Annotated in this window: 19 protein-coding genes; 9 read left to right on the plus strand and 10 right to left on the minus strand. The window is 54.2% G+C overall.

The window, feature by feature from the left end:
* Positions 1 to 56: 56 nt before the first annotated feature.
* Positions 57 to 989: a sugar kinase gene (locus tag N6G83_RS35550; RefSeq protein ID WP_186531208.1), complete on the minus strand. Its 933-nt coding sequence runs from the start codon at positions 987 to 989 to the stop codon at positions 57 to 59.
* 153 nt (positions 990 to 1142) lie between these two features.
* Positions 1143 to 1346, minus strand: a complete 204-nt coding sequence (locus tag N6G83_RS35555; protein WP_021181815.1) for a 2-hydroxymuconate tautomerase family protein — start codon at positions 1344 to 1346, stop codon at positions 1143 to 1145.
* A 142-nt stretch (positions 1347 to 1488) separates the two neighbouring features.
* Between N6G83_RS35555 and pdeH the strand changes: the two genes are divergently transcribed.
* Complete coding sequence (gene pdeH, locus N6G83_RS35560; RefSeq protein ID WP_178380911.1) at positions 1489 to 2289, plus strand: cyclic-guanylate-specific phosphodiesterase; 801 nt, start codon at positions 1489 to 1491, stop codon at positions 2287 to 2289.
* A 103-nt stretch (positions 2290 to 2392) separates the two neighbouring features.
* A complete protein-coding gene (locus tag N6G83_RS35565) occupies positions 2393 to 4438 on the plus strand; it encodes an AsmA family protein (protein WP_211135291.1) in 2046 nt (681 codons plus the stop codon).
* A gap of 7 nt (positions 4439 to 4445) precedes the next feature.
* On the opposite strand, the gene N6G83_RS35570 is transcribed toward N6G83_RS35565, so the two are convergent.
* The 3 genes from N6G83_RS35570 to yhjD all read right to left on the minus strand — a co-directional run bounded on the left by N6G83_RS35570 (position 4446) and on the right by yhjD (position 7950).
* Positions 4446 to 5198: a CDP-diacylglycerol diphosphatase gene (locus N6G83_RS35570; protein ID WP_024527659.1), complete on the minus strand. Its 753-nt coding sequence runs from the start codon at positions 5196 to 5198 to the stop codon at positions 4446 to 4448.
* A 92-nt stretch (positions 5199 to 5290) separates the two neighbouring features.
* Positions 5291 to 6613: an MFS transporter gene (locus tag N6G83_RS35575; RefSeq protein WP_199063047.1), complete on the minus strand. Its 1323-nt coding sequence runs from the start codon at positions 6611 to 6613 to the stop codon at positions 5291 to 5293.
* Positions 6614 to 6954: 341 nt separating this feature from the next.
* Positions 6955 to 7950, minus strand: coding sequence for an inner membrane protein YhjD (gene yhjD, locus N6G83_RS35580; protein WP_024527658.1), 996 nt, complete (start codon positions 7948 to 7950; stop codon positions 6955 to 6957).
* A gap of 320 nt (positions 7951 to 8270) precedes the next feature.
* Here yhjD and N6G83_RS35585 point away from each other — a divergent pair, with 320 nt between their 5' ends.
* On the plus strand, positions 8271 to 9137 hold the full coding sequence (locus N6G83_RS35585; protein ID WP_024527657.1) for a crotonase/enoyl-CoA hydratase family protein: 867 nt from the start codon (positions 8271 to 8273) through the stop codon (positions 9135 to 9137).
* Between the two features lie 19 nt (positions 9138 to 9156).
* Here N6G83_RS35585 and pdeR read toward each other — a convergent pair whose 3' ends face one another.
* Entirely contained in the window at positions 9157 to 11148 is a 1992-nt protein-coding gene (pdeR, locus tag N6G83_RS35590; RefSeq protein WP_211135287.1) for a cyclic di-GMP phosphodiesterase, read from the minus strand.
* Positions 11149 to 11559: 411 nt separating this feature from the next.
* Between pdeR and spy the strand changes: the two genes are divergently transcribed.
* The gene (gene spy, locus N6G83_RS35595) at positions 11560 to 12063 is read left to right on the plus strand and encodes an ATP-independent periplasmic protein-refolding chaperone Spy (RefSeq protein WP_024527655.1); all 504 of its coding nucleotides are present in this window, start codon (positions 11560 to 11562) and stop codon (positions 12061 to 12063) included.
* 70 nt (positions 12064 to 12133) lie between these two features.
* Here spy and N6G83_RS35600 read toward each other — a convergent pair whose 3' ends face one another.
* The gene (locus tag N6G83_RS35600) at positions 12134 to 13354 is read right to left on the minus strand and encodes a Tm-1-like ATP-binding domain-containing protein (RefSeq protein ID WP_211135313.1); all 1221 of its coding nucleotides are present in this window, start codon (positions 13352 to 13354) and stop codon (positions 12134 to 12136) included.
* A 385-nt stretch (positions 13355 to 13739) separates the two neighbouring features.
* Here N6G83_RS35600 and N6G83_RS35605 point away from each other — a divergent pair, with 385 nt between their 5' ends.
* Together N6G83_RS35605 and N6G83_RS35610 are read left to right on the plus strand one after the other, a co-directional pair.
* Entirely contained in the window at positions 13740 to 14276 is a 537-nt protein-coding gene (locus N6G83_RS35605; RefSeq protein WP_233169560.1) for a TetR/AcrR family transcriptional regulator, read from the plus strand.
* A 409-nt stretch (positions 14277 to 14685) separates the two neighbouring features.
* A complete protein-coding gene (locus N6G83_RS35610; protein ID WP_074030205.1) occupies positions 14686 to 15537 on the plus strand; it encodes a helix-turn-helix domain-containing protein in 852 nt (283 codons plus the stop codon).
* Here the strand turns inward: N6G83_RS35610 and N6G83_RS35615 are convergent.
* The 3 genes from N6G83_RS35615 to N6G83_RS35625 are packed head-to-tail and all read right to left on the minus strand — an operon-like array spanning position 15527 to position 18862.
* A complete protein-coding gene (locus N6G83_RS35615; protein WP_260524114.1) occupies positions 15527 to 17314 on the minus strand; it encodes an ATP-binding protein in 1788 nt (595 codons plus the stop codon). The two genes, N6G83_RS35610 and N6G83_RS35615, sit on opposite strands and share 11 nt — an antisense overlap.
* Positions 17311 to 17805, minus strand: a complete 495-nt coding sequence (locus tag N6G83_RS35620) for a molybdopterin-dependent oxidoreductase (protein WP_024527650.1) — start codon at positions 17803 to 17805, stop codon at positions 17311 to 17313. Before N6G83_RS35620 ends, N6G83_RS35615 begins: the two co-directional genes overlap by 4 nt.
* A 22-nt stretch (positions 17806 to 17827) precedes the next feature.
* On the minus strand, positions 17828 to 18862 hold the full coding sequence (locus N6G83_RS35625; protein ID WP_074030208.1) for a glycosyltransferase family 9 protein: 1035 nt from the start codon (positions 18860 to 18862) through the stop codon (positions 17828 to 17830).
* Between the two features lie 302 nt (positions 18863 to 19164).
* Between N6G83_RS35625 and N6G83_RS35630 the strand changes: the two genes are divergently transcribed.
* Genes N6G83_RS35630 through N6G83_RS35640 form a run of 3 tightly spaced genes read left to right on the plus strand, consistent with a single transcriptional unit; the run spans position 19165 to position 23305 of the window.
* Positions 19165 to 20730, plus strand: a complete 1566-nt coding sequence (locus N6G83_RS35630; protein ID WP_024527648.1) for a PTS transporter subunit EIIC — start codon at positions 19165 to 19167, stop codon at positions 20728 to 20730.
* A 12-nt stretch (positions 20731 to 20742) separates the two neighbouring features.
* Entirely contained in the window at positions 20743 to 22095 is a 1353-nt protein-coding gene (locus N6G83_RS35635) for an adenylosuccinate lyase family protein (RefSeq protein ID WP_024527647.1), read from the plus strand.
* Complete coding sequence (locus N6G83_RS35640) at positions 22088 to 23305, plus strand: N-acetylglucosamine-6-phosphate deacetylase (protein WP_211135284.1); 1218 nt, start codon at positions 22088 to 22090, stop codon at positions 23303 to 23305. Before N6G83_RS35635 ends, N6G83_RS35640 begins: the two co-directional genes overlap by 8 nt.
* Positions 23306 to 23313 lie beyond the last annotated feature (8 nt).

Consider the following 23313-nt stretch of genomic DNA (forward strand, 5'->3'; position numbering starts at 1 on the left):
GCCAACTAAAAAGGCCAGCATCGTTGCTGGCCTTTCGCCTATCTAGACGACGGAAATTACTGCGGCATCGCCTCGCGTGGGATAATGGCCCCGCGATACTGGATCACCGTGCTGGCGGTCAGGTGGCCACGTTTGGCCGCGCTAACGGCATCACCGCCGGTCAGGCGTACAGCCAGATAGCCCGCGCTGAAGGAGTCCCCGGCGGCGGTGGTATCAATCACTTTCTCTTTTGGCAGTTTGACTGCTGGTACGTCGTGGGTTTCCCCATCGGCACAGAAGACCAGGCAGGAATCTGCGCCACGCTTAATCACAATCTCACTTACGCCAAAGTCGCGGGTACGGCTCACCACCTGCTCAACCGGCTGTTTACCCCACAGTAAATCTTCATCATCCAGCGTCAGGAAGGCGATGTCGGTACAGGCCAGGATCTCGCGATAGGCCTGCTGAGTCTCTTGCTGGCTTTGCCACAGCCGTGGCCGATAGTTGTTATCGAAGATCACTTTGCCGCCGTTGGCTCGGCATTGGCGCAGCAGGGTCAGCAATTTGGCCCGGCTGGCAGGGTTGAGGATCGCCACGCTGATACCGCTCAGATACAGGTAATCGAACTGCGCCAGCTGCGCGCACAGGCTCTCTGCCTGGGGGCTATCCAGCCAGTAGCGGGCGGCAGCATCGTTACGCCAATAATAGAAGGTGCGCTCGCCGGTATCGTCGGTTTCGATCACGTACAGCCCCGGCAGCTTGTTGTCCAATTGCTGGATCAGATCGGTTTTCACCTGCTCCTGCTGCCAGGTTTGCAGCATTTCCCGGCTGAAGCTGTCGGTGCCCAGCGCGGTGACATAATGCACGTTCAGAGCCTGTTGCGGCACCTGGCGGGCGATATAGACGGCAGTGTTGAGAGTGTCGCCACCGAATCCACGGCTGAGATCGGCGCCTTTCTGCGACAGTTCGATCATGCATTCGCCGATCACGGCGAGGTTTTTGCTGTTCATGATAATCCCTGGCTTGATAATGAGTCTGGTTGCTGCGAATACGTCCAGTCTCAACGCAAGGGCGAAATGAGTCAATAGGAATAAAACAGCGTTTTAATTAGTTTATGATCGCGATCGGGAAACGCGAAGTTTCCCGCCGTTGAGGAAGAAAAACTACTTGGCTGCCGCGCGCAGATCGGTGACGCATTGACCACCAATCCCCCAGTTATCGGTCTCCACTTCATCGATCACCACCACGGTAGTGGCGGGGTTTTTGCCGAGCGTATCGACCAACAGTTGGGTTACGCCTGCGATTAGCTGTTTTTTCTGCTCCGCGGTTGCACCCTCGCGGGTAATTTTGATATTTACGTAGGGCATTAAAATTTCCTCTTGTTATCGAAACGTTGCATGTAGGTAATGGCTTAATGTAGGGACCTTTTACCCAAGCTTAAAGTTTTATTGTGCGTTGCCGATAACAAGATCGACAAATTTCCGGCAACGTTATCGTTCCCATTCCCTAATGGCGATAGTACCGATGATAACCAACATGATCTCTGGTTTACTGACGCCATTGTTTGCCGCCTGGCAGCGTGCCAAGGTCTTCCATTACTGGCGGCAGTGTCGGCGTTTGTATACTTTTCAACCTATTTACCGCACCTGCGGCAAACTGCTGGCGGTGGAGTTGCTCACGGCGGTACATCATCCGGCGTCACCGAATAAGCCGGTATCCCCAGAACATTACTTTGCTGCGCTGGGGCTACGCCAGCGCCTGGCGGTCATTCAGGAACAGCTCGATTTACTGCAGCAATGGCAGCCCCTGTTTACCCGTCATGCGCTAATGGTCTCCATCAATATCGACGGTAAGGCATTGCAGGCCCTACAGCGGCACCCGGCGATGCAGCGACAAATCAGCGTCATGCCTTACCTGCGTTTTGAGCTGGTGGAGCAGGCAGACAGGGCGTTGAATGGACCGCTGCAGCATATCCCCGGAGCAGAGCGCCTGTGGCTGGATGATTTCGGTAGCGGGCTGGCGAATTTCTCCGCGGTCAGCAGCTGGCGTTATCAGTATATCAAGGTGGCGCGCGAGCTGTTTATGTTGCTCAAGCAGAGCGATGAGGGCATCCAGCTGTTTTTTACTCTGGTGCGCCTGATGAGCCAGCACAGCGACGGGGTGATTGTCGAAGGGGTAGAAACAGAGCAGGAATGGCGGCTGGTACAGCGTTCTGGTGCGTTTGCCGCCCAAGGGTATTACCTTAGCCGCCCTGCACATTTTGACCAGCTTAAAACCCTGCCTACGCGGTTTATTGCCCCCACCCCCTGACCCATTAGTTCCCAAAGCGTGAACTTAGGCCTATCCTCTACTAGGCTTTCAGTAAGGCTGCTTATCAATTTGAGCAGTCTGCTATCGCCTCGAGGGAGCTGTTATGACAAGAATGGGCAAAACTTTTAGCTGGATTGGCGGCATCGTGCTGCTGATCATCGTGGTTTTGGTGGTCTTCATTGCCACCTTCGATTGGAACCGTCTCAAACCCACCATCAATAGCAAAGTCTCTGCCGAGCTGCAGCGCCCGTTTGCTATTCGTGGCGATCTGGGCGTTAACTGGGAACGTCACCAGGATGAGGGGGGTTGGCGTGCCTGGGTACCTTGGCCGCATATCCACGCCGAAGATATTATGCTGGGCAACCCGGCCAAGATACCGGGCGACGAGATGGTCACACTGCAACGTGTCGATGCCTCGATTGCGCCATTGGCGCTGCTGGGCAAAGAGGTACTGATCCCGCGTATCTGGTTGAAGCAGCCAAATGCCTCGCTACAGCGCCTGGCGAACGGTGACAATAACTGGACCTTCAACCTGGCCAACAGCGCCGATAAAGACCCCAACCAACCACAGTCAGACTGGTCGGTCAGCATTCACGATATCGTGTTCGATCGCGGCCAGATTGATTTTAAAGACGCCACCCTCAAGGCCGATTTCCAGGCGCTGATCGACCCACTTGGCAAGCCTCTGCCCTTTAGTGAAGTTGCGGGTAAACAGCCGGGGGATAAAGCGACGACGCCGGATTATGTTTTCGGCTGGAAGGTTAAAGGAAAATACCACGGTGAAGCGCTGTCAGGCAGTGGCAAGATGGGGGGCATGCTGTCACTGCAAAGCGCTGATATACCGTTCCCACTGCAGGTCGATGTCCGTTCTGGCAATACCAGAGTGCAGGTCGTGGGAACGCTGTCCGATCCGCTGAACCTTGGCGGTCTGGATCTACGGCTGAAATTCTCCGGTGACAGCCTGGGAAACCTGTATGCGCTGACCGGCGTGTTGTTACCTAATACCCCTCCTTATGCTACCGATGGTCATCTGATCGCCCAGCTGCATCAACCGGGAGGCGCGGTATTCCAGTATCAGGGCTTTGACGGCAAGATCGGTGACAGCGATATCCATGGGGATTTGAAGTACGTTGCGAGCCACCCTCGGCCCAAGTTGAGTGGAGAGGTGCTTTCCAAACAGCTGCGTTTTGCCGATCTTGCGCCATTGATCGGTGCAGACTCCAATCAGCAGAAAGCCAATCGCGGCGAGAAGACCCGCCAGCCGAGCGATAAAGTGCTGCCGGTTGAGAAGTTCGACACCAAAAGCTGGGGGGTAATGGATGCCGACGTCAAATTTACCGCCAAACGCATTGAGCATGGCAGTTCGCTGCCGCTGAGCGATCTGAATACCCACCTTAAGCTGGATAACGCGGTGATCCTGATGGACCCGCTGCGCTTCGGCGTGGCCGGAGGGAACCTGAATGCCACCGTCCGTCTTGATGGTAGCAAGAGCCCGATGCAGGGCCGGGTGGATATGCATGCGCGTAAGTTCCAGCTGAAACAGCTGCTGCCGAACGTGGAGTCGATGAAGCGCAGCCTGGGAGAATTGAACGGCGATGCCAAATTGACAGGCAGCGGCAACTCGGTAGCCGACTTGCTGGCAACCAGCAGCGGCGACCTGCGCCTGCTGATCAATGACGGCGTGATCAGCCGCAGCCTGATGGAAATTCTGGGCCTGAACGTAGGCAACTACCTGGTAGCTCAACTGTTTGGCGATGACGAGGTGGGGATCAACTGTGCGGCGGCGGATGTCGGCATTCGCAGCGGGTTGGCGACGCCACGGCTGTTCGTGTTTGATACGGAAAACGCCATCATCAACATCAGCGGCAATATCAATTTCGCCACCGAGCGGCTGGATCTGTCCATCGACCCAGAAAGCAAAGGGATGCGGGTGCTGACCCTGCGTTCGCCGCTGTATGTCAAAGGAACGTTCAAAAAACCGGACGCTGGCGTGAAGGCCGGGCCGTTGATTGCCCGCGGGGTGGCTGCTGTGGCGTTGGGCGTTGTCGTTGCTCCGGCAGCGGCATTGCTGGCCCTGGTTTCACCGAGTGACGGTGGCGAAGAAAACCAGTGTGGCAAGATCCTGCAGCAGATGAAGAACAAGAAGTGATCCAAGATTACTGTAGTACCTGGCAGCTGTGATCCTGGATCTCTTCGGCTGAGGCCAGATTCAGCTGCCACAAATTACGTTTCACAGCCAGCAGGAGGAAATCCCCTCCCGGTAAGGCAGTCATCGCCATGCCATAGCTCCCCATATTATCACTAGAGCCCTCAACGCCCTGAGCCAGCAAACGGAATGCCCCAAGCTGCTTGAGTTCAGCAGCGCTGGCGCGGCGAGCCAAATAATCATGCCCCAGCAATCCACCGGGTAGCGGCTGCCAGCTTTCGCTGAAATCCCCTTGCAGCTGCGCCAGCCGGGTTTTTACCGCCGGTTGCAGGCAGGAGATATGAATATGCAGCTGATTTTGCGTACGGCCATATTCAGAGTTGATCGCCAGTGAGATGACGGCATCGTCGATCGGTTTACCGAGTTTATCCGCCATAAAATGCCGGGCCTGCCAGGCTAAGGCGAAGAAGTTGGCGGTGTCGGACTGTAATACCTGCGGACTTTCAATGCCGGTGATTTTGGCCGTTGGCATCAACAGGTATTGCAAAGGCCCATTGCGGTCTTTCAGCACCACGAACCCGGCCTGCTCATCTACCTGTGCGCAGGGGGCCGGATTATGGTTTTGCTGCTGATTTGGCAGGCATTGCTGGCTGACGATATGCCACAGTGCATCCGGGTGGGCCGGTTTCAGCCAAAAATAGGCGGCAATGGCGATAATAATCAGCAACGCAACAGACAAACAGAGCCAACGGCGCAACGACATGGGCGGGTTTCCTCAGCAAATGGGGGGATAGCATAGCCGGGATTTGTGACAACAGACAAACAGGCCCCCATAGGTAGGGGGCCGGGAGAGGATTACAGCGATGTGTGGCGGGTTTCTTTCATCAGCAGCAGCGCGATCAGCGTCAGGCTAGCCATGGCCGCCAAGTACATACCAACGTAGAACAGCCCGTAGTTGTTAGCCAACCAGGTCGCAATATAAGGCGCTACCGAAGCCCCCAGGATCGAGGCCACGTTATACGAGAACGAGGCCCCGGTGTAGCGCACTTCGGTTGGGAACAGTTCAGGCAGCAGCGCGCCCATCGGGCCAAAGGTCAGGCCCATAATGCTCAGCCCAAGCAGCAGGAAAGCCATCACCAACAGCTGATTGCCGGAACCCAGCATGCTCGGGAACAGGAAGGCAAAGCCGATCATCAACAGAGTGATGACAATCATGGTCTTGCGGCGGCCAAAGGCATCGGCCAGCAAACCGGCGATCGGCACCATCACGCCAAAACCAATCACCGCCACCATCAGCATCCACAGGAAGCTGTTACGCGAATAGCCCAGCCCCAGCGGCTCTGCGGCCGTGCCGTAGGTCATGGAGTAAACGGTCATCAGGTAGAACAGCGTATAGGTCGCCAGCATGATGAAGGTACCCAGGATGGTAGCCTTTTTGTGCTTGCTCAGCAGCGTCCCTAGCGGGACCTTCACCTGTTTGCCTGCTTTGGCCACCTTGGCAAAAACCGGAGTCTCGTGCAGCGAAATACGCACATACAGGCCAACCAGCACCAGCGCGGCAGAGAGGATAAATGGTACGCGCCAGCCCCAGGTCATGAACTGTTCATCGGTCAGCAACCAGGAGAGTAGCAGGAAGGTGCCGTTGGCGAAGAAGAAGCCTATCGGTGCCCCCAACTGTGGGAACGAGCCGTACAGCGCCCGCTTGTTGGCAGGCGCATTCTCGGTGGCCAGCAACGCGGCTCCGCCCCATTCGCCACCCAGACCCAGGCCTTGGCCAAAGCGTGCCAACGCCAGCAGGATCGGTGCAAAGATGCCAATGGTTGCATAGCTTGGCAGCAGGCCGATCAGCACGGTGGAAATCCCCATGGTCAGCAGTGAAGCCACCAAAGTTACCTTCCGCCCGACGCGATCGCCGAAGTGGCCGAACAGGGCAGAACCGATTGGCCGCGCCACAAAGGCGATGGCGAAGGTGGCCAGCGATTGCAGCGTGGCGGCGGCAGGATCGCCCTGTGGGAAGAAGATATGCGGGAACACGATCACCGCAGCGGTGGCATAAATATAGAAATCAAAGAACTCGATGGCGGTACCGACCAGAGAGGCGACGATGACTTTTCCCCGGGAGTTAACCGGTGTGGACGCGGTATCGGCGTCCAAGGGGGTTGCGATGGTGGCTTGCATAGTTATTTCTTATATTTTGACTAGGGAAAAATTCATCTTAGTCATAGCAAAATGGCTTTTCAACGGGGAGATTTTGTACTATCTGGCAAATAAACTGTTAAAAAGACTAATGTTTTAACGAGTTGATGTTCTATGGTCGTTAACGTGGTGAAGTGGGCTATAAGCAGAGAGAATGACTGGAAAAGGCGAAAAGAAAAGTTATAGGGTAGTTTGTTATGCTGGTTTTGGCCGGTTGGTTAGTCTGGTTTTAGAGCTATTGACTGCTTTTTGGTTTGATTATCGAAATAAAAAACCAGTCGCAACCTTGCGACTGGCATGAATGCAATGCTGATGGCGGATATTCACTTGCCCTGCGGCAGGGTTTTGTCCTCTTTATACTCTGCCGTGGCAATCCAGGCGGCGCAAAACAGCGTCAGGCGGGCAAAAAAGTAGAAGAACGCCATCAGCCCGATCACCGAGCCAAAGGCGGCACCGGAAGGCGATTTGGCGACCTGCGGCAGCGTCATGGTCATCACAAACTTGATCGCCTCAAAGCCAATTGCGGCGATTAACGTGCCGCGCAGTAGCGCTTTTTTCTTCGGCTTATGGCGCGGCAGCATCCAGAAGATCCACAGAAACAGCAGGTAGTTGGCAAAGATGGAGATCGACAGTGCGATCAACGTCATCGCCGGCCGCAGCCATTCAATGCCATCGAGCCCCAACGCATGCACGATGGCTGCTTGGGCAGAACCCGCAATCGAGGTTAACGACAGTGTGACGATCAACGCCACCACCAGGCCGGTTAATGAAATAAAATCGCGGGTGTAGCGAAAATAGATTTTCTCCTGATCCTGCGGATTGCGTTCCCAGACGTCGCGGGATTGGGCGCGGATCGCCTCACGCAGGTTGCCCATCCAACTGATGCCGGAGTACAGCGCCAGCGCCAGGCCGGTCAGGCCGACGGTGGTACGTTGCTGAATGGCGGTGTTCACCGTGTTCTTCAAGGTACTGGCCAACGTGGGATCGCTGATGCTATTGACGATCTTGTTGATCAATTCGGCCAGCAAATCCGGGTTAGATGCCAGCACAAAGCCCACGGCGGCAAACGACACCATCAGGATCGGGATCAGAGAGAGAAACGAGAAGTAAGTAATGGCGGCGCCAAACTGGCTGCCAAGACGGTCGTTGAAGCGTTCTGTGGCTCGCAGTAGGTGAGCGATGGTGGGCCAGGCTTTAACGCGCTCTATCAGGCGAGCGAACCCCGAAAGGCCTTTATCCAGTTTTTGGTTGCCGGTTTTGATGGCGATCGTCGGTTTCTCAATGGCCTCAGGCTGCTCTGGAGCGGCTTTATTCTGCATTACGTCACGGTATCCTTCAGGTAAATCAATGGGCATGTGCTTGATTATAGCCAAATATGCCCTCGATTTGGCCGTTATGAGCGAGATTGGGTTAATTCTGATAATGGCCTCTACCTACAGCTGCAAGCGAGATTGTTCGATTTTGTCCTATTCACCACACGTCTGATTTTCTGCCGGATCCCTGCAATTTTATCTATCTCAGCGCCAGGAAGGCTTTTACTCATCTTATGGCGCGCGCTTTTTCATCCGGCATGCGCCTACTGCAGCCGTAGGGGCTGGAACGGTTATCTCCTGAACCAATAGATAAAATGGAAGGTCTTATGAAATTATTCAATCATCCCACCTGTCGCCCATTTACCGAAGCGGGCAACCTGTCGCAACTTTCCGCTTATTACGAGGAAGATCGCCACATTATGTGGATGCTAATGCGTGCAGAGCCGCGCCCTTGCTTTAATCAGGCGCTGATAGAAGACATCATGACGCTGGCGCAGGCGGCGAAAGAGTCGACGTTGCAGTTCGACTTTTGGGTCACCGGCTCGCTGGTGCAAAACATGTTTAACGTCGGCGGGGATCTGAGCTTTTTTGCCGAAGCGATCAAAAACCGCAAGCGTGAGGCGATGATGGCGTATGCCCGGGCCTGTATCGACTGTGTGCATGCCGCAGCACGAGGTTTTGATACTGGGGCCATTAGCATCGCCATGGTGGAGGGCAGCGCGCTAGGAGGCGGTTTTGAGGCGGCATTGGCGCACCATTTTGTTTTGGCACAGAACAATGTGCGGATGGGGTTCCCAGAAATCGCCTTCAATCTGTTTCCCGGTATGGGTGGTTATTCACTGGTAGCCCGCAAGGCAGGCATGCGCCTGGCAGAAGAACTGATCTGGAGCGGGGAATCTCATACTGCCGAATGGTTCGAAAGCTATGGACTGGTGGATAAGCTGTTTCAACCGGGGGATGCCTATATGGCGACTCGTACCTTTATCGACACCATCAGGCCCAAGCTGAACGGTATGCGTGCCATGTTGCGCGCGCGTCAGCGGGTATTGCAGTTATCCCGCTCCGAGCTGATGGATATTACCGAAGATTGGGTGCATTCGGCCTTTACCATCGAGGAGAAGGATCGCCTGTACATTGAGCGGTTGGTGATCTTGCAGGATCGGCACACGCTTAATCAGCGTCACGCTGGCTAAGCGTTAATTCACGCCCGCATCACTTTGGTGATTGCGGGCTATAGGTTTTCAGCCACTGTTCCAATTGCTCGGGCAGCATCGGCCGGGCGAACAGGAATCCTTGTTTTTCATCGACTCCTACGCAGTCCAGGAAGCGATTTTCACTGTCTGTCTCAACCCCTTCGGCAATCACCTTGAACTGTAGCGCTGCGGCGACCGCGACGATGGCGCGTATCAATGATTGTGATACCGGGGCCAGATTGACGCCGCGAACAAAGCTTTGATCCAGCTTGATGGCGTCCAGCGGGATACGTGCCAACTGGGCCAGAGAGGAGTAGCCGGTGCCAAAATCATCCAGATGCACCTGTGCACCCAAGGCCCGTAGCCGGGCGATCACCTCACGCGCCCGGTTTTCATCTTCTATCAGGCTGCTTTCGGTCAGCTCAAAGTCCAGCGTGCAGGGAGAAAGCTGGTTTTCTCGCAGTACCTCAACCAGATCGTTTACCACGCTGTCATCTACCAACTGCCTGGCGGAAAGGTTAACCGCGATGCGCAGATTCAGCCCTTGCTGTTGCCAAATGGCTGCCTGTTTAGCGGCGGTTTGCAGCACCCAGCGGCCAAGTGGGGCAATCAGCCCGGACTCTTCGGCGTAGGAGATAAACTGTAATGGTGGGATCAGCCCGCGCTCCGGCGAATCCCAGCGGACCAGCGCCTCTACGCTATGCACGGCGCCGTTGAGCGTTGCGACCTTGGGTTGGTAATACACCACCAGTTGCTCCTGTTCCAGCCCCTTACGCAGGTTGGTATCCAGCCACATGTATTCGGCAACGCGGCGGTTCATTTCCGGCGAGAAGACAATAAAGGTGCGTTTGCCGTGTTCCTTGGCAACGTACATGGCGGTATCGGCGCTGCGGATCAGGCTGTCCAGATCGTGGCCATGTTGCGGGCACAGGGCAATGCCAATCGAACAGCCGGTGTAGACCTCGATCAGGCCGATGCGGAAGGGCATTTGCAAGCGTTCGATAATGCGCTGTGCCAGCTCTTGCAGCATGATCCGGTCGGCCTGGGTGACCAGCACCAGAAATTCATCGCCTCCCAGACGGGCAAGTTTTTCTCCATGATCCAGGCAACTGAGAATGGCGTGGGACACCTCGATCAGCAAGCGATCGCCAAACATATGCCCATAGGCGTCGTTCACTTTTTTGAAGTTATCCAGATCGAGATAGACCAGCCCAATGTGGCTGTCACCGCGTTCGCTAATCGCCCGGTTAATATCATCCTGAATGGCGTTGCGGTTTGGCAGGCCAGTGATGGTATCGGTATTGGCCAATAGCCGCAGGCGTTCCTGGGCGCGGCGTTCTTCGGTGATATCCGTGCCGGAACAGATCAGGAACACCTCTTTTTTGCCGCTGCCGCTGTGGACGAACTTGTTGCGGAACAGGAATAACCGCTCGCCTTTGACCGTTTTGATCCAGCGCTCCACCTCATAGGAGGCCCCGTTGCGAAAGAAGGTGGCAATATTGCGCCGTGATGCTGTGGCTTCTTCGGGGCTCATAAACATCTTGAAGACGTTTTTGCCGATCACATCCTGTTCCTGCAGGCCGGTATACTCTTCGCTCAGGCGGTTAAAGCGCTGGACGCGGCCGTGTTGGTCAACGATGACAATGACGGAATTAGCCTCTGACACCACCTGTTCGGCAAACGATAGGCCGTGCACCAAATCACGTGCCACGGCCTCGGTATCGGTATAGGCAGAGGCGGTACCCGCCCACTCTAATTTATTGACCCGGCGGCCGACCAAATGCAGGTGGATGGGTTGGCCGCTGAGCAGAATGGTCAGATCCAGGCTGGCGGTGACCCCGCTCAGACGGCGGATTTTCGCTGCCTGCATTTCGTCGAGGGCCACGGCAAGGTGTGTTTTGCCTTTGATTGCCGTCAACTGCAGGGCATTACTGTCAAACGCCAGATGCCAGTAAGGGCTGCTGGTGCCAAAATGGGTGTTTAGGAGTATCGGGCCTTGGTCTGTGAACATGTTCATTCCTCAAAAAGGGACAGCCGGACCCTACGCTGCAACCTGAAAGACGATGGGGATCGCGTGAACGACGTCTGTATAGAGTGTAAAAGAGAACCGCGTAGTGTGCGAAAATCAGTTTTTGGCTTCGTTGAGCCAGGGTTGTGGCTAGGGATGCTAAATTAATCCCTGGCTGGAGGTGGACAAAAGCCACACTAATAATTACGCTTGGGCAATGTAATCTTCCAAATAACAGACGCCTTCTCCATAATTTATTCATAATTGACGAATATTACCATTTTTGATTTTAAAAAATTTACACTCCATCGCATTACTATATATTCATGCGCATACTATTATTTTCGACGACGAGATAGTGAGCCTGTTAACGTACAGCGCTCCTGATGAAGAATAACTTTTAAGGAAATAATTATGCGTAAACTGACTGCTTTATTTGTCGCTTCAACGTTAGCCCTGGGTTCTGCTTCTGCCGCCTTCGCAGCCGACACAACTACCGCCCCGGCAACCGCATCGGCCACAACCGCCGCCCCGGTGAAAATGATGCACTATAAAGACGCAAAAAGAGACAGTCCTTTTGCTGGCTTGAACCTGACCAACGAGCAGCGCCAGCAGATGCGCGATATCATGAAAGAGTCGCATCAAAAACGCGGCCCGGGTGCTAAAGACGAGCGCCAGGCACTGCACAGCATGATCGCTTCGGAAAGCTTCGACGAAGCCAAGGCAAAAGCCCAGATCGATGCGATCGGTAAAGCGCAATCTGAGCACATGCTGGAACGCGCCAAAGCGGAAAACAAAATGTATAACCTGCTAACGCCAGAGCAGAAAAAACAATACAATGAGAATTATCAGAAACGTGAGCAGAAGATGATGGAGCATATGAAAAAAATGCGCGATCATGTCCCTGCTGCTGAATAATTAACATTGCTGTCAAAATAAAAATGCCGGGTTATTTGCCCGGCTTTTTTTATTTTATTTTCTGACAGGATTATTTAGACGTAGCAGCAATGGCATTAAATTGTTCGATAATAACCGCGGCGAACAGGGGATCGTTGATATGGTACGGCACTTTGAGCAACCGGCGTTTTGCGGTCTGTACCAGCGTCCGTTCCAGCGAGTGAACAAAAGCGCCCAGCGCCTGTGGATCCCAGAAGGGCTGCCCTGGCGCATCCAAGGTTGAAAAGCCCCCCAGTGGTACTACAAAGCATACCTCCCCGGCACAGGCGTTCAGCTTGCTGCCAATCCATCGCCCCAACTGGGTATTCTCCTGCGCCGTGGTGCGCATCAGCGTTACTTGGCTGTTGTGGCAATAAAATTGACGATTGGCGTAGCGGGCCGGAATGGTTTTCGGGTGACCGAAGTTGATCATATCCAGCCCTCCGCATGACATCACACCAGGGATCTCAGTGCGGGCGATGGCCCCAAAGCGATCTTCGTTGCAGGCCAACACGCCATCAAACAGATAGTCGCACACCTCGGTGGTGGTCAGATCCAATACGGCGTTGAGCAAGCGGCTGTCGATCAGCTTTTCCATTGCCTGGCCACCACTGCCGGTAGCGTGAAACACCAGGCAATCCCAGTCGTGCTCAATGGCGCTGGTCACGGCCTTGATACAAGGCGTAGTGACACCAAACATGGTCAGGCCGGTGGCGGGTTTGCTGTCGGCATCATCATCGATATGAAAGCGGATGGCCCCGGCTATCTGGTTGGCGGCATTGCTCAATACCTTGCGTGAAATGCGATTTAGCCCGGCGATATCGGTGACGGAATACAGCATGGCAATATCGCTGGAGCCGACATAGCCAGCGACATCACCCGCAGCCATACTCGATACCATCAGCTTTGGCAGGCCGATGGGCAACTGTTGCATAGCGGGCGTGATGATCGCGGTGCCACCAGACCCGCCCAAACCGAGGAGCGCAGCAACATCACGACGTGAGAGCATGAAGCGCTCAAACGCGACAGCCATGGCCGCAATCGCCTGCCCGCGATTAGCACAAAAAACGGCTTGTTCACCTTCCGGATGGTAACCCGCGATCTCATGTGCAGAAACGTCCGCGTGATACAGAGAAGGCTTACCGGAAGTGGAGAGATCGAGGGTGATGACGGGTAAATCGAGATTGGCGATCAGATGACGGACATATTCCAGTTCTTGTCCTTTAGTATCTGCTGTGGTAGCAATATAGACAAAACCTGGGGTGCTGCTCATCATCTGTTCCTGAAAAAGGTTCAGACAAAAGTCTGAACAAATTGATTTTAATGCTATTTTTTATTGTAGGTTGTGAACCCTGGTGTCGGACAATAAGGTACTATCGTTTATTTGTTGGTCATAATGAGACTGCCGTATCATTTTTGCAAGCATTAATTTGTTTAAAGTGAGACTTGTGTCCCGTTTTTGGCTATCTTAGCTATGATTTTTTACGCTGCCGATGGGCCAGGATCTGTCGGTGAGGCTGTCTATCGTATTGACTCCAAGGTTGGAAGATACGAGGAAGTTCGAGGAAAACGTGCCAATATCCGCATTTCCCGCTCCGCGGGATGAATCTTTGACACATACTCGTGCCAAAACCCGCAGCTTGCTGCTGGCCTGTGCGATGGAGCTCTACGATGGTGGTGTCTTCCCTTCGATTACAGAGCTAGCGGCGCATGCGCAGGTCTCCCGTGCCACCGCTTATCGCTATTTTCCCACCCAAAGTGCCCTGATCTCCGCCGTTGTGGCGAAAAGCCTGGGGCCGATCCTTGAATGGCAACCGCAGGATAACGATGCGCTCAAGCGCATTCATCAACTGTTGGCGTTTGCCTATCCGCAGATGGAGCAGCATGAAGGCGCGCTACGTGCGGCGTTACAGCTTTCGCTCCAGCAATGGGCTAACGCGACGCCGGGCGAAAAGTTTGTGCGTGGCAATCGCAAGCGGCTGTTGAAGCTGGCGGTGGAGCCCTTGCAGAACAAACTCCCTGCTGACGCTCTGCAACGCGTGATCCATGCCTTTTCGCTGATTTATGGTTCCGAGGTGTTCCTGGTGCTGAAGGACATTTGGGGTTTAGAGCTCGATGATATTCAGGATGTGACCCAGTGGATGGCTAAAGCCATCATTCGCCAGGCTGAAGAAGATGCCAACGCTGGAGGGTAATCTGCCGATCGAGGTTGGCCATGCTGACGGGCCGGGGAGTGTTCTCCGGCCTTTTCATTGGGTTTTGGGCAAATAAAAAACCGGAACCCTTGCGGGCCCCGGCTTAACGAGGGGTGAAGCAATTAACTCTGCGGTTAAACTTGCTCAGCTTGCAACTCCCTGTCGATACTTTAATCAGGTGTTGTGGCCGGCTTATAATTTCCCTGGTGTCGGTATGGTTATTACTGACTTATCGTTCTACTATCGTTTTTATAATACATCACTTCTGATACCATGTTTGACCATAAAAGATGGTATGTCAAGCAAGCTATTAGGCTAAGATTGTATAGTATGCGAGATTTCGATAACGTTTTTGTACGTATGGGTGTCAAAGCGACTGAAAAATCAGCGAGATATATCGAAGGATAAAATGTTTAACAATCATCAAAAATTCGATTCGCAGTCGATTGCAGGCAAGGTCAGGGAACTCTTTTTGCAGCATGGGATCGGCAAGCGACAACATGCCAAGGAGCTCAGCCGCATTTTGGATCTGAGTTTTTCCCATGCTCACCGCAAGCTGAAAGGCCAGAGCCCATGGACGCTGGAACAAATCAACAGCGTGGCACTGGCCCTGGGAGAAACGCCGGCGTCCATCGTCGACATTCTCCCCGAAAGCGAGCCTGTTGGGTCCACTGTGGCACAGGATGCCATCTTTTCTGTGGCCGGGGTGGCGTTACCTTGTGTGGCGCACATTAGCAGCGAACTATTGGGCAGCAGGCAGGCCGAGTTTGTTGGCTTGCAGCAGGAAGGGCAGTGGATCGTTTATCGAGCCAGCGAAGCCCCACAGGGCAAGAGTTTTGCTGTCGAATTGATCGAGATCCGCCCCGGCCATAGCGAAGACGATCGCCTGAGCATTGCGGTATTGGATGATGCACATCAGGCCGCTGACGAGCTAACCAAGTATCTCAATAGCCAAGGATTCAACGCCGTGGCTTTCTATGACGTCAGCAGTTTCTGCCAGGCGCTGGCCAAAAGCCCGTTTGATGGCTACGTGGTGGATTGGTTGATAGGCCATGAGACGGCGCAGAGATGCATCGAAACCATTCGCACTTCCGATCATGCGGATGCGCCGATCCTGGTGCTGACCGGCCAGTTGGGCACCGATTTGCGTGAGTCAGAGATTGCCAGAGCAATGCGTGATTATGACGTGCTAGGCCCGTATGAAAAGCCGGTGCGGCTCCATGTGATCGAAGCCGCACTGCAACGGTGCTTTAATCTGTAGCGACAAACAGCGACGTGAGAGAGGTGGATAGCGCCTCCATGCGTACCGGTTTCATCAGATAATCGTCAAACATGGCGCGTTGCTCGCTAGGGAGCAGCTCCAGTGTATAGGCGCTGATACCGATAATCGGGATATTGCGGTTCGGGCCACGCTGGTCACGCAGCCGTTGCGCCACTGCCACACCATCGATGCCTGGCATTTGCAGATCGAGCAGCAAGGCATCGTAAGGCCGCCGCAACAGCTTTTGCAACGCACGTTCCGATGAGTCACACAGCTCATATTGATAGCCCAACTTGTCGAGTAGAGCGATAAAGGCCATGCCTGCGGCAGGATTGTCGTCTACCACCAGGATTTGCTGCTCTTTTTTCAACAGCGTTGCTGCAGGACGTGGGCTTTGCTCTGGCAACTGTTCTTCACTGATCTCAACGGGAATGCTGACGATAAAGGTGCTGCCTTCTCCCACTTCGCTGTACACCGTGATCGTGCCGTCGAGCAATTCGACCAGGCCGTGGACGATCGCCAATCCCATACCAACCCCGCTGTATTGGCGAGTATTTGACTGATCGAGCTGGGTAAAGGGCTCAAAAATCTGCGGTAGCTGGGCATTGTCGATACCGATGCCAGTATCCGTAACCTCAATGAGCAACGAACTCCCCGCCGGTTGGCTACGCAGGCAACTGTGCAGCGTGATGGTACCGCTTTCAGTATATTTAAAGGCGTTGGTCAGCAGGTTAACCACGATTTGCCGAAGGCGCTGCGGGTCGGAATAGACCTGCGCATGGGTGAACTCCACTTCACGTACCAGTTTGACCCCAGGTTTATGGGTCAGCATGGCGATTTCATCCGTCGTTTCGTCGATCACCTGCTGGGCATTAAAGGGAACAATGCGCAGCTCCATCATACCGCTGTCCAGGCGTGCATAATCGGTGAGATCCTTCATCTGGCTTTCTATCTGCTCGGCGGCGGTTTCCAGGCGGTGAAAGGTATCTTTGTGCTCATAGGATACGCGGGTATGGGTCAGCACATCGATAGCGGACATGATGCTTTGCAGCGAGGTACGCAGTTCATGTCCGATGGCCCCGAGGAAGGCGTTTTTGGTGCGGATAGCCTTTTGCTCTGCGCGAATGGCCTTCGACTGTTGGCTGATGGTTTGGCGCTGCTGACGGATCTCGATCAGCGTGATGGCAATCAGCGCGATCACCGAGAACATAATGATCACCAGGCCATAAAAGATGATGTGCCGTTTCTCGATAAAATCTTCGTAAGCCCCGGTACGCTGCTTCACTTCAGCGTGGTCGGCCAGGTTGGCCATCATAATCGCGGAGGGTTTGATCTGTTGCATGGCCTGCGAAATCAGCCCCAGATCTACCTGAGGGCTGTTGACCAACTGATCCAGCCGAGTTATTTCTTCGCGCATCCGTTCAACGAGCTCGGGATAGCCAGGTTCGTGGTACAGCGGCAGGGTCGATTCTGACGGGCGGGCGAGCACCGAATAGCGAGAATAGAGAATATCGAACCTTAGCCTCAGGTTATCGATATCCACCTGATGGGTGCTTTTTTGCTGTTCCACCAGGGTTTCAAATTCCGCCAGCTTGATGGCGAACTTGGCGATCGACCAAGAGTAGTTTTCCTGCGTACCGGCAACGGCATACAGCCCTTTTTTGGACAGGGTGGCACTGTAGTAATACAGTGTCACCGTCGAGGCGAGCAGGAATAAGGCGGCAAAAATGGCCGGAATAGCCAACCTGCCGCTGTCTTTGAAGCGGACTAACTTCATTTAATTACTATCCTGTTGATCTGCCAGATAAAGCGCGAGTTATAAAGCGGAGAGTTGAGCTCCGCGCCCCCGGCATCGCGGGGATAAATCAGAAACAGCGGCCCGAAATCGCGCACCTTTAACATTTCCCCACCCATTTTATAGGCCAGGATCATGTTGTATTTAGCCACGTCCGAGATGGGCACATCAATATAATAATCGTTCAGTGCGTAGAGCGTCATCATGGTGCCTTCGGCACCCACTTTAGCCAAAATATCTGCCAGCAATACGCCATCGAATTTCACTCTGGGCGTCCACGAAGTGGTGGTCGTGATGCTGTGAACCGGCATGGCAAACAGCTCTTTATCGGTAAAGACATAGGTTTTGTTCTCGGCGTCGGTGGTATTTTTAATCTTGCCGCCGACTTCCAGGGTGAAACTGAGAGCGCTGGTTTGGGTAATGACCAAAGCCAGCAGGGCAAACGCGGTATTTCTTATTGCGGTCAACAGCATCGGTAGTTCTCCAGACCGGGGATCAGGCCCACGGCAATTCGTTTAGCATCAGGGTCGTAAAGGCTAGTTCGACCTGCTCCAGGTCATGCTTTCTGGCGCTGGCCTGCACGTTGTTCAGCTCGGGGATGGCAAAATAGACAGGCTGACATAAAGGATAGTCTCGCACCCGCAATTCGGGAGCGATTGAGGTAAAGAAGGCGGTAGTTGGTACATCGTAGCCAGCGGCAATATGCACCGCAGCGGTATCCGATGTCAGAACATAGCGGGCATGCTTCACCCAGGCCAGGAAATCAGCGGTAGCGGTGGAAAGCGGTTGAATATCCACATAATGCGGATGATCTACCGCGCCGAACCCCAGCACCGGGCAGGCAAACTTCTCCCACAGGGCATTCACCAGTGGCACATGAGCACTGGCCGGGATGCTGCGTAACGGCGTACTGGCGGTGGGGCAAAACAGCACGTAGGGCTTATTCTGCCAGCGCTCAGGTAATGGCGGCAGACACAGTTTTTGCATCCAGCGGTTGGCTTTCGCCCGGGCAGGAATAGCGGCAGGTTCAACGCCCAGCGCCTGCAGGAAGAAATCAATCATCGGCAACGTGGTGAAGGCTGGCCAGAACAGCTGATTACCGGCATCGATACACAGCTCTTGCTCAGGAACATGCTCCGCCTTCCACGGCAGCCAACGTAAATCCGCCACCACGCCTGCCGCCAGATGATAAAGCTGATCGACATAGTGGGGCGCGCGCCCTGGCCGATAGATAATCGTGCGCAGGTTGGGATTAAACTCGCGCAGCGCCTCTATCGCAGTCAGGCCAATAATGGAATCGCCCAGTGTTACGCCCATGCCATTAATGATGTGCACGGTAGATTCGTTACAATAATCCACGCTGAAAGGGGCCGCAGCGGCGTTGCGGATACCGCGGTAGCCAGCCAGGCTAAAATAATCACCGGAAAAACTCTCCTGCTGCTCAAGATCCCATGATGCGACCATGACGCCGTCTGCTGTCAGCAAACTTCCCCGGTGATATAACACTTCATCCTTTGTTAACACTTCCATTATTTGTCCTGTCTACGAAGGTGCGGCTAAGGCTAGGAGGAATAGGCAAAAGAATGGCAGAAAACGCCGCGGTTTGCAGGTGAGAATAAGCGAAATAGCATTAAAAAGACTGGAGTTTAAGCCTTATTGCTAACCGCCTGTCTGAAAATGACCGGGCGGCGATTTGCCGTACCGGTTAATTGGCCCCTAGCCCTGATTTTTGACGGGCAAAAAATGAGCCTTGAATCAGCCAGTATTTGGCCTTGATGGCGGGAGCGCTGGCATTGTTTGATAGAGAGGTAAAGTAAACCAGGGGCCAGATAATGAAATCCAACTTTAAAAACGAAATACAGACGTTTGGGCGTTCCCTATTATTGCCTATCGCCGTGTTAGCCCCGGTGGGGATGTTAATGGGGATCTGTAGCGCGCTGGGCCAGGCGTATATGATCGATAAACTGCCGTTTCTGGGAAATGCCTACTGCAAGGCGATCCTCTCTTCGGTGGGATTAATCAGCAGCGTGGTGTTCCAGAATATCCCATTGCTGTTCGCCATGGGGGTCGCTTATGGCATGTCGAAGAAGGAAAAGGGTATTGCGGTCTTCGCTTCGGTCATCGCCTATCTAACCTTACTGATCTCCATGCACGTGCATTTAAAAGTGATGGACCAATTGGTGACGGAGAATATGGCGCTGGTCGGGCAGGGCATGGTGCTTGGCATTCATACGTTGAAAATAGAGGCGCTGGGAGGGATCATTGCCGGTTTGCTTGCCGCCAAGGTGACAGACCGGTTCTATCGGCTGCAACTGCCGTTGGCCTTTGCCTTCTTCAGCGGGAAGAAATCGGTCGCCATTCTATCGATTGCCTTCACCATCCCGGTCGGCCTGCTGATCCCATTCGTGTGGGATGTGTTTACCTATGGGATGCGGAGCATCTCGACCGTGATGATGGCGCCGAACATCGGTGCCGGGATCTACATGACCCTGAACCGTTTGCTGATCCCGTTTGGTTTGCACCATGTCCTGAGTTCGACGGTACGCTTTACCGAAGCGGGCGGCACCTATCTGATTGATGGGCAAACCTACGTTGGCATTTTACCTGCCATGAACAAGATCCTGTTTGAATTGGGGCCCAACCATCCGGCATGGAATGAGTTCATGCCAACGCTGTCCAGTTACCTGGCGTCGTCGCAGATGCTGACCACGTTGTTCCGCGTTCCGGCGATCGGCTTGGCGATGTATCACATGGCCTATTTCAAAAACAAGAAATTCGCCAAAGGGATGATCCTGACCGTGGTGCTGACGGCATTCCTCGGCAATATCACCGAGCCGCTCGAGTTCTCCTTCCTGTTTATTGCACCGCAGCTCTTTGTTGTCTACGCGATCTTGTGCGGCCTGCTAACCATTCCTCTGCAAATGTTGGACGTCTCGATTGGCTATATTCGCGGCACGATCTTTGACTTCGGCATCTTCGGCCTGATGTACGAAAACACCCACTGGCCGAACCTGCTGCTGCTGGGCGCGATTAACTTTGTGGTGTTCTATGGTGTGTTCCGCTATGCCATTGGCAAGTTTGATATCAAAACGCCAGGGCGCGAGAAAGAGATGGCGGACAGCGCGCTGCTTAATAACAAAGAGTACGACAAGGTAGCAGAGCTGGTCGTAGAGGGACTGGGCGGCAGGCAGAATATAAAGCGGGTAGAAAACTGTGTGTCACGGCTGCGTATCGACCTTGGCGACCAAAAGCTAATGAACATGGAGTTGCTGAAAGAGGCGGGTTCATTGGGGACCTTTATTCCCTCCAGCAATCATATTCACGTCGTCTTCGGGCCACACGTCGAGTTTGTCCGTAACGCGGTAGACGACAATCTTGCTGGCATCCAGCAACGTTAAGAGGAACACAGCATGCGCGCACTTTATGATTCCAAAAGTAAAACCATCGATCATCAGGGCATGAAGGACCTGTTCACCCACGAGGCCAGAGTACAGTCGTGGCTCGATGTGGAAGGGGCTCTGGCAATGGCGCAGGCTAAGGTCGGTATGATCCCTGTTGCTGCGGCAGAAAATATCGCCGCCAACTGCCAGTTGGAGCGGATCGATCTGGCGGAGATCGACCGTTTGATGCGCCAGATTGGCCACGGGTTTGTGCCGGTGATCAAGGTGTTGGTCAAGGCTTGCGATGCAGAAAGCGGCAAGTACGTGCACTACGGCGTGACGACCCAAAACATTCAACAGACGGCCCATCTGTTGATCGTGCAGAAATTCCACCGTCATCTGATGAAGTTTGTCGATGACACGTTGGTCAATCTGGCTCGCCTGGCAAAGGCACATAAAAATACCCTGATGGCGGGGCGCACCCACGGCAAACATGCCTTGCCTATCACCTATGGTTATAAGGTTTCCGTGTGGATTTATGAGCTGCTGGCAGCGGTGGAACGCATGCAGGAGGCGGAAAAGCGTGTCTTCACCGTGATGATGGGCGGGGCCGTGGGAGCCTTTCACGCCACGGGGGAAGCGGGCAGAACGGTGCAGGATCTGGTCGCCGAACAGCTCGGGATGCATTCGATGCTGGTGCCTTCGCGCAATGCCAGAGTGTTCCGCGCCGAGTACATCAGCAACCTGTGTTTGCTGGCAACCACCCTGCATAAAATTGCTGAAGAGGTCTATCAGACGTCCAGCGAGGAGTTTGGCGAAGTCTCCGAGGCGTTCACCAAAGGCACCGTGGGTAGCAGCACCATGCCGCAGAAGGTCAATCCCAAGCTGGCAAAGGGCATCATTGCCAACGCCCAGAAGCTGTATTCGGTGATGACGGCGGTGCTCTACGTCTGTCCAAGGCCGTTTGAGGCGGACAGCTCGGCTTATTTTATCTTTGATGCCAGCCTACAGGAAAGCATTGAGCTGATGGCCGAGATTATCCTGCGTGCGGAGGAGCTGACGCGCACGCTGGTGATTAACCCTGAGCGGATGCATGAAAACGTGATGCTGACGCACGGGCTGATCAACAGCGAGAAAATCATGATGAAGCTGGTGGATAAGCTGGGTAAGGATCCGGCCCATGAGCTGGTTTACACCATGGCGATGCGTAGCACCCATGAACACCTCGAATACGGTGAAATACTAAGCCAGGATCCGGTCATGGCCGAAAACTTCACGGCGCAGGAGATTGCGGAGCTGCTGGATCCCGGTGCTTATACTGGCCTTTGCGCCGTCTTGGCCGATGAACTGGCAGACAGGGTCTTGGAGAGAAGCCATGGATGACCAGCGCTCCGGAGTTATCAAATCCAACCGGATCGTGTTCCCCGACGGTATCAAGGCCGGTTATCTATTGGTGCAGCAAGGGCAAATCAGCGGGTTTGTCAGCCACTTTTCCGGTAGCTGCATCGACCATAGCGAGCGGATCATCATGCCCGGCTTTGTCGATATCCATGTGCACGGTTGGGGGCGGGGTTCGTTCGGCTACAAGGGCAATAAGGCGTCGCTGAAGTGGATGAGCCACGATTTGATCAAGGCTGGTGTCACTTCTTACCTGCCCACCTCCGGCACGATGCCAAATGATTTCCTTGAGACGTCGTTAATGGAGGCAGCCGACTATATTGCCACGGCAACGCCAGCGAACGGAGCCGAAGCCATCGGTATCCATATGGAAGGCCCCTACATCAATGAAAAACATCTCGGTATGCAGCGAGCCGACTGCCTGCAACGGCCAAGCATTGAGGGATTCGAGCGTTTTAACCATCTGGCGGGCCGTAACATCCGCCTGATGACGTTAGCGCCAGAGCTGGAAGGGGCGTTGGATTTGATTCGCCATCTGCGGGCGCAGGGGATCACCGCGTCGGCAGGGCATACCGATGCCACCTTTGCTGAGGTTACGGCAGCGATAGAGGCGGGATTAAATCACTTCACCCACGCTTATAGCGGGATGCGTGGCTTCCATCACCGTGAGCTCGGGGTGGTTGGTGCGCTGATGTACTATCAGGATACCTATGTGGAAGTTGCGAAACAGAGCGGCATCACCATCAAGCCGGAGGCATTTGACCTGCTTTATCGCCTGAAACGCGATCGGCGCATGGTGCTGATGAGTGACTGTATGGGCTATGTCGATTTCCCGGAAGGCTATGAGTTTCACCATTACCTGCGCAAAGAGACCTTCCGTATCAAACAGGGGCAGTTAGAGATTACCTCAGACGGTGGCGATACGCGCCACGTTTGCCCTTGCGACTATGATGCGGTGCAGCGACTGGAGATGAACTTTCTCGACTCGGTGAAGAATATCGTCGATCGTCTGGATAATGGCCTGGTGTCCGTCGCCAGTATTGCTTGCGAAAACCCGGCGTTTCTGGCGGGTGCGCAGAGCCGGAAAGGGTCACTTTGCCCGGGGAAAGATGCCGATATTCTGGTGCTGAATGAAGGGCTGGAGTTGGTAGAAGTCTACTGCCGAGGACTGCGTCAAACCCAGCTAAACGCTTAGGCACGATG

This window comes from Serratia sp. PL7 (genome assembly GCF_945957435.1).

Bases quoted from the DNA above. Each gene is read 5' to 3' on its own strand.
- N6G83_RS35630 (WP_024527648.1), top strand. From the start codon at position 19,165: ATGAAATCCAACTTTAAAAACGAAATACAGACGTTTGGGCGTTCCCTA.
- N6G83_RS35570 (WP_024527659.1), bottom strand. From the start codon at position 5,198: ATGTCGTTGCGCCGTTGGCTCTGTTTGTCTGTTGCGTTGCTGATTATT.
- N6G83_RS35565 (WP_211135291.1), top strand. From the start codon at position 2,393: ATGACAAGAATGGGCAAAACTTTTAGCTGGATTGGCGGCATCGTGCTG.
- N6G83_RS35625 (WP_074030208.1), bottom strand. From the start codon at position 18,862: ATGGAAGTGTTAACAAAGGATGAAGTGTTATATCACCGGGGAAGTTTG.
- N6G83_RS35575 (WP_199063047.1), bottom strand. From the start codon at position 6,613: ATGCAAGCCACCATCGCAACCCCCTTGGACGCCGATACCGCGTCCACA.
- N6G83_RS35610 (WP_074030205.1), top strand. From the start codon at position 14,686: ATGTTTAACAATCATCAAAAATTCGATTCGCAGTCGATTGCAGGCAAG.
- N6G83_RS35600 (WP_211135313.1), bottom strand. From the start codon at position 13,354: ATGAGCAGCACCCCAGGTTTTGTCTATATTGCTACCACAGCAGATACT.
- yhjD (WP_024527658.1), bottom strand. From the start codon at position 7,950: ATGCAGAATAAAGCCGCTCCAGAGCAGCCTGAGGCCATTGAGAAACCG.
- N6G83_RS35550 (WP_186531208.1), bottom strand. From the start codon at position 989: ATGAACAGCAAAAACCTCGCCGTGATCGGCGAATGCATGATCGAACTG.
- spy (WP_024527655.1), top strand. From the start codon at position 11,560: ATGCGTAAACTGACTGCTTTATTTGTCGCTTCAACGTTAGCCCTGGGT.
- N6G83_RS35620 (WP_024527650.1), bottom strand. From the start codon at position 17,805: ATGCTGTTGACCGCAATAAGAAATACCGCGTTTGCCCTGCTGGCTTTG.
- N6G83_RS35640 (WP_211135284.1), top strand. From the start codon at position 22,088: ATGGATGACCAGCGCTCCGGAGTTATCAAATCCAACCGGATCGTGTTC.
- pdeR (WP_211135287.1), bottom strand. From the start codon at position 11,148: ATGTTCACAGACCAAGGCCCGATACTCCTAAACACCCATTTTGGCACC.
- N6G83_RS35635 (WP_024527647.1), top strand. From the start codon at position 20,743: ATGCGCGCACTTTATGATTCCAAAAGTAAAACCATCGATCATCAGGGC.
- N6G83_RS35615 (WP_260524114.1), bottom strand. From the start codon at position 17,314: ATGAAGTTAGTCCGCTTCAAAGACAGCGGCAGGTTGGCTATTCCGGCC.
- pdeH (WP_178380911.1), top strand. From the start codon at position 1,489: ATGGCGATAGTACCGATGATAACCAACATGATCTCTGGTTTACTGACG.
- N6G83_RS35585 (WP_024527657.1), top strand. From the start codon at position 8,271: ATGAAATTATTCAATCATCCCACCTGTCGCCCATTTACCGAAGCGGGC.
- N6G83_RS35605 (WP_233169560.1), top strand. From the start codon at position 13,740: ATGGAGCTCTACGATGGTGGTGTCTTCCCTTCGATTACAGAGCTAGCG.
- N6G83_RS35555 (WP_021181815.1), bottom strand. From the start codon at position 1,346: ATGCCCTACGTAAATATCAAAATTACCCGCGAGGGTGCAACCGCGGAG.